This window comes from Micromonospora sp. NPDC049282, assembly GCF_043197045.1.
GTDB lineage: Bacteria > Actinomycetota > Actinomycetes > Mycobacteriales > Micromonosporaceae > Micromonospora.
In genome coordinates this window covers 346,588-362,282 of the sequence record NZ_JBICSL010000003.1, presented here as the reverse complement: position 1 = coordinate 362,282, position 15,695 = coordinate 346,588, and the positions used below count along the sequence as shown (strand labels likewise).

Genomic DNA, 15,695 nt, shown 5'->3' with positions numbered 1-15,695 from the left:
GGACCGGCCGCGCCAAGGTGACCAGTCCACACAACCGCTGTGAAAAGGTTCACCGCTGCGGGTAGCGTCCGCAAGAGAGAGGGCGGTTGACCTGCGACCGAGGGGGCGAGCGTGACCGACGAGCAGCCACCGTCGCCGTACGAGCCGCCGTCGCACGGCCAGCCGTACGGGCAGCCGCAGTACGGGCAGCAGCACCCGCAGTGGGGCCAGCAGCCGCCGTACGCCCCGCAGCCGCCCTACGGTCAGTACGGCCCACCCGGCGAGCACCCGCGGCCGCGCGGCACGAACGTGCTCGCCATCCTGTCGCTGGTCCTCGCGTTCGTCTTCGCCCCGGCCGGCATCGTCTGCGGCCACCTGGCCAAGCGGCAGATCCGGCAGACCGGCGAGGAGGGCGACCAGCTCGCCACCTGGGGGCTGATCCTCAGCTACGTGTTCACCGCGCTCGGCCTGCTGGCCTGCTGCGGCTGGATCGGCCTGGCCATCTGGGCGAACGCGGACAACAACAGCTACTGACCGTCAGCGGAACTGCGCCTCCCGCACGCTGTTGCCGCCGTCGACCACCAGCATCTGCCCGGTGATGTACGACGCGGCCGGCGAGCAGAGGAACGCGATCGCCGCCGCCACCTCGTCCGGCGTGCCGGGACGCCCCACCGGGGTGCCGAGACCCTGCTTGATCTCGACCATGGTGGACGCCGCGGTGTGGATGATGCCCGGCGCCACCGCGTTCACGGTCACCCCGTCGGCGATCATCTCCATCGCGAGCGCCCGGGTCAGCCCGACCACCCCGGCCTTCGCCGCCGCGTAGCCGGCCTCGGTGGGCAGCGCGTTGACCGGCCCGGCGGTGGCCGCCAGGTTGACGATCCGCCCCCAGCCACGCTCGGACATGCCGTTGATGAACGCGCGGCTGCACAGGAACGCGGTGGTCAGGTTGCGGTCGATCTCGCCGCGCCACTCGTCGTACGTCAGCTGGGCCACCGGCCGCAGCACCTCCGGGCTGGCCCGGCTGGCCAGGCCCGCGTTGTTGACCAGCACCTCGACGTCGCCGAGCTGCTCGGCCACCGCGTCGGCCAGCGCGCCCACCTCCGACTCGTCGGTGAGGTCGGCGACGAAGCCGGTGACCCCCAGCTCGCCGGCGCGGTCGTGGATCCGCCGGGTGGTCGACACGATCGCCACCCGGGCGCCCAGGTCGGCCAGCCGGCGCGCGGTCGCGTACCCGATGCCGTCCGCGCTGCCCGCGCCGGTGACCAGCGCGACCCGGCCGTCCAGCCGCATGGTGGCGGTCTCCGGGAGCGGATCGGCCCAGTCCTGGTCGGCGGCGCCCGCCGGCTCGCCGGCGCGCGGGCGGCGCACCGACCCCGGCCGGCTCATGTCCCGTCGCGACCGACCCCCACGCGCGTCAAGTGCCATGCCGAGGATCCTGCCCGCTGTGGACCTTCCGGGCAACGCGGCACCCGGAAAGGGGGTCCTCCAGGTTGTTCCCGGGTGGCTACCCTGACCCCGACCACGTACCTGGAGATGATCAGATGAGCTATCCCCCACCCCCCGGTGGTTGGCACGACCCCTCGGCGGCCGGACCGCAGTCGAGTCCGCCGGCCGACCCGTACTCGCCCGCCGACCCGTACGCCGGCATGAAGTCCGCCGACCCGTACGCGGCGTCCGGTTACCCGCCGGGCGCCTATCCGCAGCCGGGCGCGTATCCGCCCCCGGCTGGTTATCCCGGATACGGGCACCCCTCCGGACCGAAGCAGAACGGCCTGGCCATCGCCGCGATGGTCGTTTCGATCGTCGGCGCGCTCGGCCTCTGCGGTTACGGCCTTGGCGGCTACATCGGCGCGGTGGGCGCGATCCTCGGCCACGTGTCCCGTAAGCAGATCAGGGAGCGCGGCGAGGGCGGCGAGGGCTTCGCCACCGCGGGCATCATCGTCGGCTGGATCGCCACCGTGCTGGCCGTGCTGGCCACCGTCGCCATCGTGATCTTCATCGTCTGGGCAACCAACCAGGACTCGTCCAGCTACGACAGCACGACCTACTGAACTCGGCGGGCCGCCCCGCGAACTCGGGGCGGCCCGGGCCGGTCACTCCGACGGCGGGGTGAACGAGGAGGTACGCGCCATCCCCGCCGCCCGGCCCTTGGCCGCGATCACCAGCGCCATCTTGCGGGACGCCTCGTCGATCATCTCGTCGCCGAGCATCACCGCGCCGAGCTTCCCGCCCGCCTCCGAGGTGTAGAAGTCGTAGGCGTCGAGGATCAGCTCGGCGTGGTCGTAGTCGGCCTGCGCCGGCGAGTAGACCTCGTTGGCCGCGTCGATCTGGCCGGGGTGCAGCACCCACTTGCCGTCGAAGCCCAGCGCCGCCGAGCGCTTCGCCACCTCGCGGAACGCGTCGGTGTCCCGGATCTGCAGGAACGGCCCGTCGATGGCCTGCTTGTCGTGCATCCGGGCGGCCATCAGGATCCGCATCAGGATGTAGTGGTAGGGGTCGCCCGGGTAGTCCGGGATCAGCGCGCCGACCACCAGCGACTTCATGTTGATCGAGGCCATGAAGTCGGCCGGGCCGAAGATGATCGTCTCCACCCGGGGCGAGGCCGCCGCGATGGCGTCCACGTTGACCAGCCCGGCGGCGTTCTCGATCTGCGCCTCGATGCCGATCCGGCCCACCTCCAGCCCCAGCGTCTTCTCGATCTGGGTGAGCAGCAGGTCCAGCCAGTGCACCTGCTCGGCGTTCTGCGCCTTCGGCAGCATGATGCAGTCCAGGTTCGCCCCGGCGCCCTCGACCACCTCGATGACGTCCCGGTAGGTCCACGGCGTGGTCAGGTCGTTCACCCGGACCACCCGGGTCTTGCCGGCCCAGTCCCCCTCGTTCAGCACGGCCACGATGTTCTTGCGCGCGTCCGGCTTGGCCAGCGGGGCCACCGCGTCCTCCAGGTCGAGGAAGACCTGGTCGGCGGGAAGGCCCTGGGCCTTGCCGAGCATCTTGACGCTGGAGCCGGGTACCGCGAGGCAGGACCGGCGGGGGCGACCGACAGCGGTCATGGATACGCTCCTTCCAGCGTCCGGCGGGCAGCACGCCGACGCGGCGGTGGATGTCGAAAAACTTAACGATCCCAAAGGGCGGGGTTGACGTCACGGTAACCTCGTGCCGTGACCGGGGTGAATGGACCTGTGGAAGATCTCACTGAGCGTCGGATCGTGGTGCTCACCGGCGCCAGCTCCGGCATCGGGCTGGCCGCCGCCGTGGAGCTGGCGCGCCGCGGCGACCAGGTGGTGCTGGTCGGCCGGGACCCGTCCCGGCTGCGTGCCGCCGGGGAACGGGTACGCGAGTCCTGCGGCGAGCAGCCGGAGCTGTTCCGCGCCGACTTCGCCGTGCTCGACGACGTACGCGGGCTCGCCGAGCGATTGCGCGCCAGCTACGACCGGATCGACGTGCTGGCCAACAACGCCGGCGCGATCGTGCTCGAACCGATCACCACGGTCGACGGCTTCGAGCTGAGCATGCAGGCCAACCACCTCGCCCCGTTCCTGCTCACCAACCTGCTGCGCGACCGGGTCCGGCGGATGGTGGTGACCGGCTCCGACGCGCACCGCGGCGGCGTGCTCGACCCGGACGACCTCAACGCCTCGCTGCGCCACTACCGGCCGTTCCGCGCGTACGGCACCAGCAAGCAGGCGAACATCCTGTTCACCGCCGAGGCGGCCCGGCGCTGGCCGGAGGTGCCGGCGCACGTGTTCCACCCCGGCGTGGTGCGCACCCGGTTCGGCAACGAGAGCCGGGTGGTGGCGTTCGGCATGCGGCTGCTGCCGTTCCGCAGCCCGGAGAAGGGCGCCGAGACGCTGGTCTGGCTCGCCTGCCAGGACCCGTCCCGGCTGACCGACGGCGGCTACTACGCCGACCGCAAGCCGCACCGGCCGCGCCCGAAGGCGGCCGACCCGGCGCTTGCCGCCCGGCTCTGGACGGCCAGCGCGAAGGCCGTCGGCCTGGACGCCTGACGGGTCCCCGCGCCGACCGTCGCGCTGCCACACTCGACGGCATGACGACGGGGAACGAGGTGCTGCTGGTCGCGTTCGTCGACCTGAGCGCCGACACGGAGGCCGGCCGGCGCTACGAGGACGCGGTGCTGGCGCTGCTCGGCCGGCACGGCGGGCGGCTGGAACGACGGCTGCGCACCGGGGACGGGGAGACCGAGGTACACGTGATCCGGTTCGCCGCCCGCGCCGGGCTGGACGCGTTCCTGGTCGACCCGGACCGCGCCGCCCTGCGCGCCGAGCTGGGCGACGCCGCCCCCACCACCCGGGTGCTGGAGGTGCGCGACGTCTGAGGCGTCACTGCGACACGTGCACCGGGACGCTGGTGACCACCACGCCGGGCAGGGCCCGCAACGCGGCCCGCAGCCGCTGCTCGGCCCGGCTGTGCAGCAACCGGTGCCGGCGCCGGCGCAGCACCACCTCCGGCACGATCACGGTGAGCGTCAGCTCCGGCCGGCCGGTGTGCAACGCCTCCAGATAGTGCGCCAGCGGCCCGATCACCGACCGGTACGGCGACACGATCGTCTCCAGCCGCAGGTGGTCGCCCCAGGCGCGCCACTGTTCCCGGAACCGGTCCGCCTCGGCCTCCTCCGGCGCGATGTGCACCGCAAGCGTCGGCCGGCCCAGTGAGGCCGCGTACGCCAGGGCCCGCAGCGACGCCCGGTTCAGCCGGGCCACCGGCACCACCACCAGGTGGCGTACCTGCTGGGGCAGCTCCTCACCCTCGGCGGACCCGGCCGGGCCGGGCGGCGCGTGCGGTGGCGGCGGGTGCAGCGCGAGCGCGCGGTGCAGCGTGGCGTAGTGCCGGTGGATCCGCCGGAAGAGCAGCACCAGCAGCGGAACCGCGACCACCACCACCCAGGCGCCCTCGGTGAACTTGGCGACCGCCGCGGTGAGCAGCACCAGCCCGGACAGCGTCGCGCCGGCCGCGTTGACTCCGAGCCGGCGACGCCAGCCCCGGCCACGCCGGCGCCGCCAGTGCACCACCATCCCGGTCTGCGACAGCGTGAAGGCGAGGAAGACGCCGACCGCGTAGAGCGGGATCAGCCGCTCGGTGTGCCCGCCGAAGGCCACGAAGACCACCGCGGCGGCGAGCGCCAGCGCGACCAGGCCGTTGCTGAACGCCAGCCGGTCACCCATGTGCAGGAAGCGGCGCGGCACGTGGCCGTCCCGGGCCATGAAGAACAGCAGCCGGGGGAAGTCGTTGAACGCGGTGTTCGCCGCGAGCAGCAGGATCAGCGCGGTGGTCGCCTGGAGGATCGCGTACCACGGGCCGGTCGGGAAGGTGACCCGGCCGAGCTGGGACAGCACGGTCTCGCCCGCCCGCGGCACCAGGCCGTCGAGGTGGATCAGCCCGACCAGGCCGGCGAAGAGCGTGACCAGCATGGCGACCATCCAGCCCAGCGTGGTGCGGGCGTTGCGCCACTCGGTCGGGCGGAACGCCGGCACCGCGTTGGACACCGCCTCGATGCCGGTCATCGACACCGCGCCGGAGGAGAACGCGCGCAGCACCAGCAGCAACCCCAACCCCTCCGCGGCCGGCACCGCCGGCGGCGGCACCGGCGCGAAACCCCGCGCCGCGGCCTTCCCGTAGCCGACCGCCAGCAGCGCGAGGACCACCATCACGAAGGCGTACGTGGGCAGCACGAAGATGTTGCCGGCGGTGCGTACGCCACGCAGGTTGCCGGCGAGCAGCACGGCGATCACCAGCACCCCGAACGGCACGGCCCACCGGGTGAGCCCGGGCAGCGCCGAGGTGACCGCGTGCACGCCGGCCGCCACCGACACCGACACGGTCAGCACGTAGTCGAGCATCAGCCCGGCCGCGGCGGCCAGTCCCGGCGTACGCCCCAGGTTGTCCCCGGCGACGATGTACGACCCGGCGCCGTGCGGGTAGGCCGGGATGGTCTGCCGGTAGGAGAGACCCACCGCGACCATCAGCACCGCCAGCAGCGCGGCCAGCGGCAGGGCGAGCCCGAGCGCGGCGCCGCCGGCCAGCACCAGCACGGCGAGCATCGCCTCCGGTCCGTACGCCACGGAGCTGAGCAGGTCCGACGAGAGCACCGGCAGCGCGACCAGCTTGCGCATCCGCTCGTACAGCACGGAGCTGCTGGCCAGCGGCGGGCCGACCAGGATCCGGCGCAGCCGGGTGACCGCCCGACCGGGCCGGTCGCCGGGCAGGTGCGCCGGACCGGTGGCGACCAGCTCGTCCGGCTGCGCCACGGTGAACAGGTCGATCGGGGTGAACCGGCCGAACCGGGTCGGCCGCGGACGGTGGTCGCGCCGGCCCAGCGTCGGGTCGACCGGCAGGTCCTCGGCGCTGCGCGGCCCGTGCCAGCGTGCGCCGAGACGGCCGAGCGCGGCCCGCTCCTCGGCGCCGAGCGGCGGGAACTCGGCCGAGGGCGTGACGACGGTGCCCGTCTCCCCCGCGTCGTCCCGGTCTGACTCCACCCCCCGCACTTTCGCGTACGGCGGCGTGCCCGGTGACCGGTTCGGCCACAGTTCGGCCGACCGGCATCAGCCGACGGCGACCGGGTCGAGCAGGTCGAGCACGGCGGTGAGCGAGGTCAGCACCGGCCCGTCCCAACCGTGGTCGGCGTTGAAGACCATGTGGCCGGCGAGGTCGGGGGCGGCCAGCCGGACGGCCCGCAGGCCCACCCGCCGCGCGCCGGTGAGCTCCTGGCTGCCGCCGTCGCCCACGTAGAGGCAGTCGGCCGGGGCGCGGCCGAGCCGGTGGCAGGCGGCCAGGTAGAGCGCCGGATCCGGCTTGCAGCGGCCGAGCCGCACCGAGAAGATCCGGGTGTCGAGCAGCGGAGCCACCGCGAGCTGGGGCAGGAACGCCGGCAGTTCGTGGGTGCAGTCGCTGACCAGCCCGGTGCGTACGCCCCGGCGGCGCAACGCGGCCAGCACCGGCACCGCCTCCGGGCGCAGCCGGGTGTCGGCGCGTACGGCCCGGTGCCGGGCGGCGACGGCGGCGCGTACCGCCGCGTCGGAGGGGCGCACGCCGACCTGGGCGCAGACCCACCGCATGGTCGACTCGGCGTCGCCGAAGAACCCGCTGGCACGCTCGTAGTAGCTGCCGTCGAGCACCTCGACCAGGGCCTCGGTGGAGCAGCCGAGCTGCTCCGCGATGAGGTCGTGGGCGGCTCCGCGCCGGACGCTCTGGGTCAGGGTGCCGAAGAAATCGAACAGCACCGCGTGGAATCTGGGCATGGGGAGATGCTCCGGACGTCGAGGGGGAGGACCGCCGGGTCGCGCATGATCGTAACGTGCAGACCGCTCCACACCGCCCGCCGCTCGACGCGCTCGCGCTGGCCGTCGCCGCCGTCTCGTCCTCCGCCCCGCTGATCGCGTTCGCCGCCGCACCGGCCCTGGCCATCGCGTTCTGGCGCAACCTGCTGTCGGTCGCGGTGCTCGGTCCGGTCGCGGTGACCCGGCGGCGGGCCGAACTCCGCGCGCTCACCATCGGGCCGGGCCGCCGGGAGGGGCTGTTCTGCCTACTCTCCGGGGTGGCGCTGGCCGCCCACTTCGCCACCTGGATGCCGAGCGCGAAGCTCACCTCGGTCGCGGCCGCGACCGCGCTGGGCGCCACGCAGCCGGTGTGGCAGGGATTGATCGCCCGCTGGCAGGGTCGGCGGCTGCCGACGGTGGCCTGGGCCGGCATCGGGGTGGCCGTGCTCGGCGCGGTGCTCGCCACCGGCGCCGACTTCGCCGTCTCCGGCCGGGCGTTCGCCGGCGACCTGCTGGCAGTGGCCGGTGGCATGTTCGCGGCCGTCTACACCGCCTTCGGCGAACGTGCTCGGGCCAGCATCAGCACCACCACCTACACCACGGTCTGCTACGGCGTCTGCGCGGCGATCCTGCTGGTGGTCTGCCTGCTCGGCGGGGTACGCCTGCACGGCTGGGACGGCGGGACCTGGCTGGCCATCCTGGGCCTGGTGGCCGGCGCCCAACTGCTCGGCCACTCGATGTTCAACTACGCGCTGCACCGGGTCTCCGCGACCACCGTCAGCGTGCTGATCCTGCTCGAGGCGCCCGGCGCGGCCCTGATCGGCTGGGCCTGGCTGGGCCAGCTGCCGCGACCGCTCGCCCTGCCCGGGCTGGCGCTGCTGCTGGCCGGCGTCGCCGTGGTCGTGCTCGGCGGGGCGCGGGCCGGACGCCGCGCCGCGCCGCCCGCCGTACCCGCCGACGCCACGCCACCCGGCGGCTGACCGGACGCCCCACCGGGCAGGTGACCGACCAAGCGGTCAGCGGCGGCGGACCCGGTGCAGGCGGAACGGCTTGCGTACGGTCCGGACCGCCGGCGTCGGCCGGGGCTGCTCGGTCAGCGGACCGGCCGGCAGGTCGGCGCCGGTCACCGCCGCGCCCACCGGGGTGAGCCGGTTGACCGCGCAGCCCTCGGCCGTCCACCGCGCCACCAGGTCGGCGGCGGAACCGGAGGCGTTGAGCCGCTTCGCCGCCACCAGCGGCGCGGCGGTGTCCCACTCCTCGGTGCCGGGCCGCAGCCGGGTCACCCGCGCGGACCAGGTGACGATCCGGCCGCCGTGGTCGCCGCGCAGCGTCACCTCCGCCGTGTCGCTGTCGGCCAGCCCGGGCGCGGCCTGCTCGCCGGGACCGGTCACCACCAACAGCGCGCCGTCCAGCGGCAGGCACCAGAGCGCGTACGCCGGGCCGTCACCGACGCCGACCCAGCACACGGCGGCCTTCTTCACCGCCTCGTCCACCAGCGGCGGCGTCACCCGCTCGTCCACCTCGTCGCTCACCCGACCATCCTCCCGCATCCCGCGCCCGTCCGGACGCACCGCCGTCCGGACGCACCGCGCGGGAGGACCGGCCGGCCGGCGGGGACGGCTCAGCCGATGAAGGGCGGGACGGCGATCTCGCCGCGCGCCACCGGCATGACCTGCCCGGAGACGGTCGCGCCGAGTGCCGTCCCGCCCGAGGCCGTCACCGTGCAGGACAGCGACGAGGGCCGGTTGATCTCGATGCCCTGGCGCACCGTGTACGGCGTCCGGCCCTCGCCCGGCAGCAGGCCGCTGGCGACCAGCCAGACGCCCAGGCCCAGGGCTGCCGAACCGGTGGCCGGATCCTCCGGCACGCCGATCCCCGGCACGAAGACGCGGGCGTGCGCGGTTTGCGAGTCGGCCTCCCAGGAGAAGAGGCTGATGTGCTCGACGCCGTACCGTTCCGCCGCCACCGTGTTCAACCGCGCCCGGACCACCGCGTCGGGGCGAACCGGAAGGTAGGGGAACTCCAGCCCGCACCCGGCCACCCGCGGCGGCGGTCCGGCGTGGTCGGCCGCGGTGAGACCGGCGATCTCCAGCAGCGGCTCCGGGTCGAGTTCCGGGCCGAGCGTCGGCGTGCCCCCGGTCAGCGTCGCCCCGGTCGCGGTCACCTCGATCGGCAGCACGCCGGCGCCGCACTCCTGGGTGACCCTGCCCACACCGAAGACGCCTCGTCGACCGGCCGTCACCGCGGCGCCCACGCTCGGGTGCCCGGCGAACGGCAGCTCGGCGGTGGGGGTGAAGATCCGCGCCCGGTAGGTCGCGCCGGCCTGCGTGGGCGCCAGCACGAAGACCGTCTCGGACAGGTTGAACTCCAGCGCGAGCGCCTGCATCTGCTCGGTGGCCAGACCCTCCGCGCCGAACACCACGGCCAGCGGGTTGCCGGCGAACGGGCGGTCGGTGAAGACGTCCACGATCTCGTAGGCCAAGGTCGACATGTTGATAGAGAGTAGGCCCTTAGGCTGGTGCCCGTGAGCACGCCGAACCGGGTCTACATCGCTCGACTCGCCGGAGTCGCCGTCTTCGACCCGAACGGCGACCAGGTGGGCCGCGTCCGCGACGCGGTCGCCCGGATCCGTCCGACCCAACGCCCGCCGGAGGTCGTGGGGCTGGTCGCCGAGATGCCGATGCGACGCCGCATCTTCCTCTCCATCAACCGGATCACCTCGATCGACCCGGACGCCGTGGTGCTCGGCAGCGGCACCCTCAACCTGCGCCGCTTCGAGAAGCGCCCGAACGAGCTGCTGGTCCTCCAGGAGCTGCTCGACCGGCGGGTCCAGCTCGACAGCGGGTCGGCCGGTTCGGTGGTGGACGTGGCCATGGAGTCCAGCCGCGGCGGCGAGTGGGCACTGACCCGGGTCGCCGTGCGCGAGCAGACCAGCCGGCTCACCCGCCGCGGCCACCTGCACCAGGTCGAGTGGGACCGGGTCCGCGGCCTCGGCGCGGTGGGCGACAACCGGGGTACGGCGAACCTGCTCGCCATCCTGGAGGACATGCGCCCGGCCGACCTCGCCAACGCCCTCCAGGACCTGCCCGACGCCCGGCGCAACGAGGTGGCCGCCGCGCTGGACGACGAGCGGCTGGCCGACGTGCTGAGCGAGCTGCCCGAGCGCGACCAGGTGGAGATCCTGGCCGCGCTGCACCGCGAACGGGCCGCCGACGTGCTCGAGGAGATGGACCCGGACGACGCCGCCGACCTGCTCAACGCGCTGCCCCCGCCCGAACAGGACGTGCTGCTCGACCTGATGGAGCCGGGCGAGGCCGACCCGGTACGCCAACTGCTGCGCTACGCCTCGGGCACCGCCGGCAGCGTGATGACCTCCGAGCCGGTGATCCTGCCCCCGGACGCCACGGTCGCCGAGGCGCTGGCCCGGATCCGCGAGGTGCAGCTCTCGCCCGCCGTGGCCGCGCAGGTCTTCGTGGCCCGCGCCCCGTTGACCACGCCGACCGGGCGCTACCTGGGTATGGTGCACTTCCAGCGGTTGCTCCGCGAACCCCCGGCCGACCTGCTCGGCGGGATCGTGGTCAACGACATCGACCCGCTCCGCACCTCGACCCCGCTGACCGAGATCACCCGCCGGATGGCCACCTACGACATGGTGGGCATGCCCGTGGTGGACCGGACCAACCGGCTGGTCGGCGCGGTGACCGTGGACGACGTGCTGGACCACTCCCTGCCGCGCGACTGGCGGGCCCGGGACGCGGCGCCCACCCCGTCCGCCACCGACGACGGGACCGTGGACGATGAGTGAGCAGCGACGCGGCGAACGGCTGGACCAGCCGCGCGCCCCCCGGGGCCTGCACCTGCCCCGGATCGACGCCGATTCGTTCGGCCGCTGGGCCGAGGGCATCGCCCGGGGCATGGGCACGGCGAACTTCCTCGTCTACATGACGCTGATCCTCGCCGCCTGGTTCCTGTGGAACACGCTCGCCCCGGCGAACCTGCGCTTCGACCCCTACACGTTCACGTTCCTGACCCTGGTGCTCTCCCTGCAGGCCTCGTACGCGGCCCCGCTGATCCTGCTCGCGCAGAACCGGCAGGCGGACCGGGACCGGATCTCGCTGGACGAGGACCGGCGGCGGGCCACCATGCAGAAGGCCGACACGGAATACCTGGCCCGGGAGATCGCCGCACTGCGGATCGCGATGGGGGACGTGGCGACCCGGGACTTCCTCCGCTCCGAGCTGACCCGGTTGGCCGAGGAGCTGGACGAGGCGGCCGAGCGGCGGCGCAAGCTGGCGCGGCGGCAGCAGGAACGGGTGGCCCGGCGACCGGCCGGCGGCGACCCGCTCGACGAGCCCCGCGACGAGCTCGACGGCGACTACGTCCACGACGGCCGCCACGAGGGCTGAACCGTCCCCTCGACCGGCGCATCGATTCCCTCACACCGCGCCCTGCCAGCGGCGGTCGCCGATGACCACCGACGTAGCATTGCGGGCATGTCAGCACCCGTCAGCACCATCTCCGACGCGATCCAGGCCGCGCTGGCCACCGTCAACGACCCGGAGATCCGTCGGCCGATCACCGAACTCGGCATGGTCCGCTCCGCCGAGCGGGACGACGACGGCGTGGTCCGGGTCGAGCTGCTGCTCACCGTGGCCGGGTGCCCGCTGAAGGACAAGCTGCGGACCGACATCACCGCCGCCGTCGGCGCGGTGCCCGGGGTGAGCGGCGTCGAGATCATCTTCGGCGTGATGAGCCCGGAGCAGCGCCAGGAGCTGCAGTCGAAGCTGCGTGGCGGCGGCACCGCGGAGCCGGTGATCCCGTTCGCCCAGCCCGGCTCCCGGACTCGCGTCTACGCGGTCGCCAGCGGCAAGGGCGGCGTCGGCAAGTCCAGCGTCACGGTCAACCTGGCCGCCGCGCTGGCCGCCCGCGGCCTGTCGGTCGGCGTGGTGGACGCCGACATCTACGGCCACTCGGTGCCCCGCATGCTCGGCGCGGACGGCGCACCGACCCGGGTCGAAGACATGATCATGCCGCCGCAGTCGCACGGCGTGAAGGTCATCTCGATCGGCATGTTCACCCCCGGCAACGCGGCCGTCGTCTGGCGTGGCCCGATGCTGCACCGGGCGTTGCAGCAGTTCCTCGCCGACGTCTACTGGGGCGACCTGGACGTTCTCCTGCTCGACCTGCCGCCGGGCACCGGTGACATCGCGATCTCGGTGGCCCAGCTGCTGCCGAACGCGGAGATCCTGATCGTCACCACCCCGCAGGCGGCCGCCGCCGAGGTGGCCGAGCGGGCCGGCGCCATCTCGCTGCAGACCCATCAGCGGGTGGTCGGCGTGATCGAGAACATGTCGTGGCTGGAGCTTCCGGACGGCACCCGGATGGAGGTCTTCGGGGCCGGCGGCGGCGCGGCGGTGGCCGAGTCGCTGACCCGGACCATCGGCGCGCAGGTGCCGCTGCTGGGGCAGATCCCGATGGACACCCGGGTCCGTGAGGGCGGCGACGCGGGCCGGCCCATCGTGCTGACCCAGCCGGACGCGCCGGCCGCCAAGGCCATGTTCGAGGTCGCCGACCGGCTCGCGGTACGCCGTGAGTCACTGCTCGGCAAGCCGCTCGGCCTGAAGCCCGCCGCCCGCTAGCCGTCCCCCTCCCCCTCCCTCCCCCCTTCCGCTGATTCACGGAAAGCGTGGCTGTCGCGCGCCGAATGGGCACTCTTTCCGTGAATCAGCGCGGATCTTGGGGTGGGGGTGGGGGGTTACGTGGCGTCGTCGTAGGACGGGCGGGGGGCCGGCGTGGTGGGGGCCATCGGGGTCGCCACCGCCGGCCGGGAGGCGCCGTTGCGCAGGTCGGCCGCCTTCGCCACGTCCTTCAGCTCGTCGTGCACGCCAGTGACGTCGGAGCGCAGGTTGTCGTACATGCTCTGCAGCGGCTTCCGGATCGCCTGCTCGTCGTCCTCGCTGAGCAGGTGCTTGCGGATGAACGCCTTGGGGTGCAGATCCTCCAGCTGGATGTCCGTGCCCAGCTCGCGGCTCAGGTCGCCGGTGGCGTTCCGCGCCATGTTCCGCAGGTTGCGGACCATCCGGAGGCCGTCGTTGATCACGTTGGGCAACCGGTCCCCGAAGATCAACAATGCCAGGAGCAGCAGGACGCCGATCTCCCACCAGTTCAGGTTCTCGAACACGCCGGCCTCCTCATCCGTGTCAGGGCAAGCCTACGCACGCGAGGTGGCCGACGGGGAGGGGGTGACCGGTCCTCACTTCGCGTCCGCGGCGAGCGTCACCGAGGTGTTCTGCCGGGCCGACCCGCGCCGGTACTCCACGGTCACCACCGAGCCCGGCGCGTACTTGCGCACCAGCGCCACCAGGTCGGTCGGGTCGGTCATCGGATGGCCGTCCAGCCGGAGCACCACGTCGCCGGTGCGCATCCCGGCGGCCGCCGCCGGGCCGGCCGGCTCGACCGCGTTGAGGCGGACCCCGCCGCCGGTGGCGCCGGTGCCACCGACCGAGGCGCCGATCACCGTACGCCGGGCCCTGCCGGTGCCGATGATCTCCTCGGTGACCCGCTTCGCCTGGTTGATCGGGATGGCGAAGGCGAGCCCGATGTTCCCCGCCTCCTGGCCGTCGGCCACCAGCGACTTGATGGTCGAGTTCACGCCGACCACCCGGCCGGCGCCGTCCACCAACGGACCGCCGGAGTTGCCGTGGTTGACCGCGGCGTCGGTCTGGATGGCCGCGTAGTAGCGGGTCGGCCCGCCCGGCTCACCCGCCTGCATGGTGCGGTCCAGCGCGCTGACGATGCCGGCGGTGACCGTGTTGGTCAGCGACAGCGGCGAGCCCATGGCCAGCACCGGATCCCCCACCGCGAGCGCGTCCGAGTCACCGAACTGCACCGGCGTGAGCCCGCTGCGGGTCACCTTGATGACCGCGATGTCCGACTCCGGGTCCTGCCCGACCACGGTGCCGGCCGCGGTGCTGCCGTCGTTGAAGAGGACCGTGGCCTTGCCCGGGCCGTCCGCCACCACGTGGTCGTTGGTGACGATGTGCCCCTCGGCGCTCACCACGAAGCCGGAGCCCTCGCTGGTCCCGCCGAGGCTGGCCACCCGGATGGTGACCACGCTGGGCAGCACCCGCTCGGCGACCCCGGCCAACGACTCGGGCTTGCGTTGGGCGAGCGCCGGCGCCTGTCCGGCCTGCGCGCCAAGCGTCGGCACGTCGCCGCCGCGCAGGAAGGCGTAGGTCAGGGCGCTGCCGAGCGAACCGGCCAGCAACGCGGTGATCAGTGAGATGAGCACCACCTGGCGCAGCCCCGGCCGGGTCGCCGCGTCCGGGTCGGTGACCGGCTCCGGGTCGGCGGACCCGTCGGGCGCGGCGGCCGGGACCACCACGGCCGCGGGCGCGTAGGGATCCCGCCACGGGTCGGCCAGCGCGTCGGTCCACCAGGGCGACGTCGTCGCACCCCCGGCGCCCTGCGGCGGCTGCCCGGGGGCCGGCCCGCCCGCCGGCGCCCCGGCTCCACCGGGCCGGCGCCAGTCCCAGCCGTCGGTCACGTCCGTGCCTCCCACTTCCGTCCCGCACGCCCCGTCCCGCACGCCCCGCGCCGGGCGTCGACGGAGCCGGACGACCGTGGCGCGCGGGACACGTCCAGGATTGCACGGATGCCCCGGGTGGAGTCAGGGGTTGCCGCCCGTGATCGTCCGGCGGCCGACTCGCGGCTGCGCCGCTACCGGCTCGCCTCTACGCTCACAGTGCCAACCGACCCTTCGCACCAGCCCGCCCCCCGGAGGTGTCCCATCGCCATGGTCGCCGGTCACGGCAGTTCGACGACCCAGGCACTGCAGTTCGCCGAGTCGTACGTCACCGAGGACATCGTGCTGCGCACCGCCCGTGCGCTCGCCCACGAGGTGGGCGTGGAGGCGGTGACGCCGGGCGCCGGCGCCGCGCTGCGGCTGCTCGCCGCCGCCGGCAACGCCCGGGCGGTGGTCGAGATCGGCACCGGCACCGGGGTCAGCGGCGTCTGGCTGATGCGCGGCATGCGCCCCGACGGCGTGCTCACCACGATCGACGTGGAGGTCGAATACCAGCGCCTGGCCCGGCGGCTGTTCCAGGAGGCGGGCTTCCCGTCGGGACGTACCCGGATCATCACCGGCCGGGCCCTCGACGTGCTGCCGCGCCTCGCCGACGGCGTCTACGACCTGGTCTTCGCCGACGCGGCGGCGACCGGCTTCGCGGCGTACGTGGACGCCGCGCTGCGGCTGCTGCGCCCCGGCGGGGTGCTCGCGCTCAACGGCGCGCTGGCCGCCGGCCGGATCGGCGATCCGGCCGCGCGGGACGTGGAGACGGTCACCGTGCGGGAGACGATCAAGGCGATCCGCGAGTCGGAGCACTGGGTGCCCGCGCTGCTGCCGGTCGGCCACGGCCTGCTCGCCGCCGTGAAGTGCTGACC

General features: G+C 73.9%; 17 protein-coding genes. 9 read left to right on the top strand and 8 right to left on the bottom strand.

The window, feature by feature from the left end; translation table 11 throughout:
* The first annotated feature begins 111 nt into the window (after positions 1-111).
* Positions 112-513 carry a DUF4190 domain-containing protein gene (locus tag ACGFI2_RS08305; protein ID WP_393512618.1) on the top strand — a complete coding sequence of 134 codons (402 nt, stop codon included), beginning with the start codon at positions 112-114 and terminating at the stop codon, positions 511-513.
* A gap of 3 nt (positions 514-516) precedes the next feature.
* Here the strand turns inward: ACGFI2_RS08305 and ACGFI2_RS08300 are convergent, their stop codons facing one another.
* Entirely contained in the window at positions 517-1,407 is an 891-nt protein-coding gene (locus ACGFI2_RS08300) for an SDR family NAD(P)-dependent oxidoreductase (RefSeq protein WP_393512615.1), read from the bottom strand.
* 116 nt (positions 1,408-1,523) lie between these two features.
* Here ACGFI2_RS08300 and ACGFI2_RS08295 point away from each other — a divergent pair, with 116 nt between their 5' ends.
* On the top strand, positions 1,524-2,033 hold the full coding sequence (locus ACGFI2_RS08295; protein WP_393512612.1) for a DUF4190 domain-containing protein: 510 nt from the start codon (positions 1,524-1,526) through the stop codon (positions 2,031-2,033).
* A 42-nt stretch (positions 2,034-2,075) separates the two neighbouring features.
* Here ACGFI2_RS08295 and ACGFI2_RS08290 read toward each other — a convergent pair whose 3' ends face one another.
* Positions 2,076-3,032, bottom strand: a complete 957-nt coding sequence (locus ACGFI2_RS08290) for an HpcH/HpaI aldolase/citrate lyase family protein (RefSeq protein WP_393512610.1) — start codon at positions 3,030-3,032, stop codon at positions 2,076-2,078.
* 129 nt (positions 3,033-3,161) lie between these two features.
* Between ACGFI2_RS08290 and ACGFI2_RS08285 the strand changes: the two genes are divergently transcribed.
* Entirely contained in the window at positions 3,162-3,986 is an 825-nt protein-coding gene (locus ACGFI2_RS08285) for an SDR family NAD(P)-dependent oxidoreductase (protein WP_393512607.1), read from the top strand.
* A gap of 41 nt (positions 3,987-4,027) precedes the next feature.
* A complete protein-coding gene (locus tag ACGFI2_RS08280) occupies positions 4,028-4,315 on the top strand; it encodes a hypothetical protein (protein WP_393512604.1) in 288 nt (95 codons plus the stop codon).
* A 4-nt stretch (positions 4,316-4,319) separates the two neighbouring features.
* Here ACGFI2_RS08280 and ACGFI2_RS08275 read toward each other — a convergent pair whose 3' ends face one another.
* Positions 4,320-6,473, bottom strand: a complete 2,154-nt coding sequence (locus tag ACGFI2_RS08275; protein WP_393512602.1) for an APC family permease — start codon at positions 6,471-6,473, stop codon at positions 4,320-4,322.
* 66 nt (positions 6,474-6,539) lie between these two features.
* Positions 6,540-7,235 (bottom strand): HAD family hydrolase, encoded by a 696-nt coding sequence (locus ACGFI2_RS08270; protein WP_393512599.1) that lies wholly within the window; start codon positions 7,233-7,235, stop codon positions 6,540-6,542.
* Positions 7,236-7,291: 56 nt separating this feature from the next.
* Between ACGFI2_RS08270 and ACGFI2_RS08265 the strand changes: the two genes are divergently transcribed.
* Positions 7,292-8,233 carry a DMT family transporter gene (locus ACGFI2_RS08265; RefSeq protein WP_393512596.1) on the top strand — a complete coding sequence of 314 codons (942 nt, stop codon included), beginning with the start codon at positions 7,292-7,294 and terminating at the stop codon, positions 8,231-8,233.
* A gap of 36 nt (positions 8,234-8,269) precedes the next feature.
* On the opposite strand, the gene ACGFI2_RS08260 is transcribed toward ACGFI2_RS08265, so the two are convergent.
* Positions 8,270-8,803, bottom strand: a complete 534-nt coding sequence (locus tag ACGFI2_RS08260; protein WP_393512593.1) for a hypothetical protein — start codon at positions 8,801-8,803, stop codon at positions 8,270-8,272.
* A 71-nt stretch (positions 8,804-8,874) separates the two neighbouring features.
* Positions 8,875-9,744 carry a PhzF family phenazine biosynthesis protein gene (locus ACGFI2_RS08255; RefSeq protein ID WP_393512590.1) on the bottom strand — a complete coding sequence of 290 codons (870 nt, stop codon included), beginning with the start codon at positions 9,742-9,744 and terminating at the stop codon, positions 8,875-8,877.
* Between the two features lie 33 nt (positions 9,745-9,777).
* On the opposite strand from ACGFI2_RS08255, the gene ACGFI2_RS08250 reads away from it, so the two are divergent.
* The 3 genes from ACGFI2_RS08250 to ACGFI2_RS08240 all read left to right on the top strand — a co-directional run bounded on the left by ACGFI2_RS08250 (position 9,778) and on the right by ACGFI2_RS08240 (position 12,892).
* Positions 9,778-11,058, top strand: a complete 1,281-nt coding sequence (locus ACGFI2_RS08250) for a magnesium transporter MgtE N-terminal domain-containing protein (protein WP_393512587.1) — start codon at positions 9,778-9,780, stop codon at positions 11,056-11,058.
* Positions 11,051-11,659 carry a DUF1003 domain-containing protein gene (locus tag ACGFI2_RS08245; protein WP_393512584.1) on the top strand — a complete coding sequence of 203 codons (609 nt, stop codon included), beginning with the start codon at positions 11,051-11,053 and terminating at the stop codon, positions 11,657-11,659. The genes ACGFI2_RS08250 and ACGFI2_RS08245 overlap by 8 nt, the downstream gene beginning before the upstream one ends.
* A gap of 87 nt (positions 11,660-11,746) precedes the next feature.
* Positions 11,747-12,892, top strand: a complete 1,146-nt coding sequence (locus ACGFI2_RS08240) for a P-loop NTPase (RefSeq protein ID WP_393512581.1) — start codon at positions 11,747-11,749, stop codon at positions 12,890-12,892.
* A gap of 116 nt (positions 12,893-13,008) precedes the next feature.
* Here the strand turns inward: ACGFI2_RS08240 and ACGFI2_RS08235 are convergent, their stop codons facing one another.
* Together ACGFI2_RS08235 and ACGFI2_RS08230 are read right to left on the bottom strand one after the other, a co-directional pair.
* Positions 13,009-13,434, bottom strand: coding sequence for a preprotein translocase subunit TatB (locus ACGFI2_RS08235; protein WP_091061323.1), 426 nt, complete (start codon positions 13,432-13,434; stop codon positions 13,009-13,011).
* A gap of 72 nt (positions 13,435-13,506) precedes the next feature.
* Positions 13,507-14,814, bottom strand: a complete 1,308-nt coding sequence (locus ACGFI2_RS08230; protein WP_393512578.1) for a S1C family serine protease — start codon at positions 14,812-14,814, stop codon at positions 13,507-13,509.
* Between the two features lie 234 nt (positions 14,815-15,048).
* Here ACGFI2_RS08230 and ACGFI2_RS08225 point away from each other — a divergent pair, with 234 nt between their 5' ends.
* On the top strand, positions 15,049-15,693 hold the full coding sequence (locus ACGFI2_RS08225; RefSeq protein ID WP_393512575.1) for an O-methyltransferase: 645 nt from the start codon (positions 15,049-15,051) through the stop codon (positions 15,691-15,693).
* Positions 15,694-15,695: the final 2 nt, after the last annotated feature.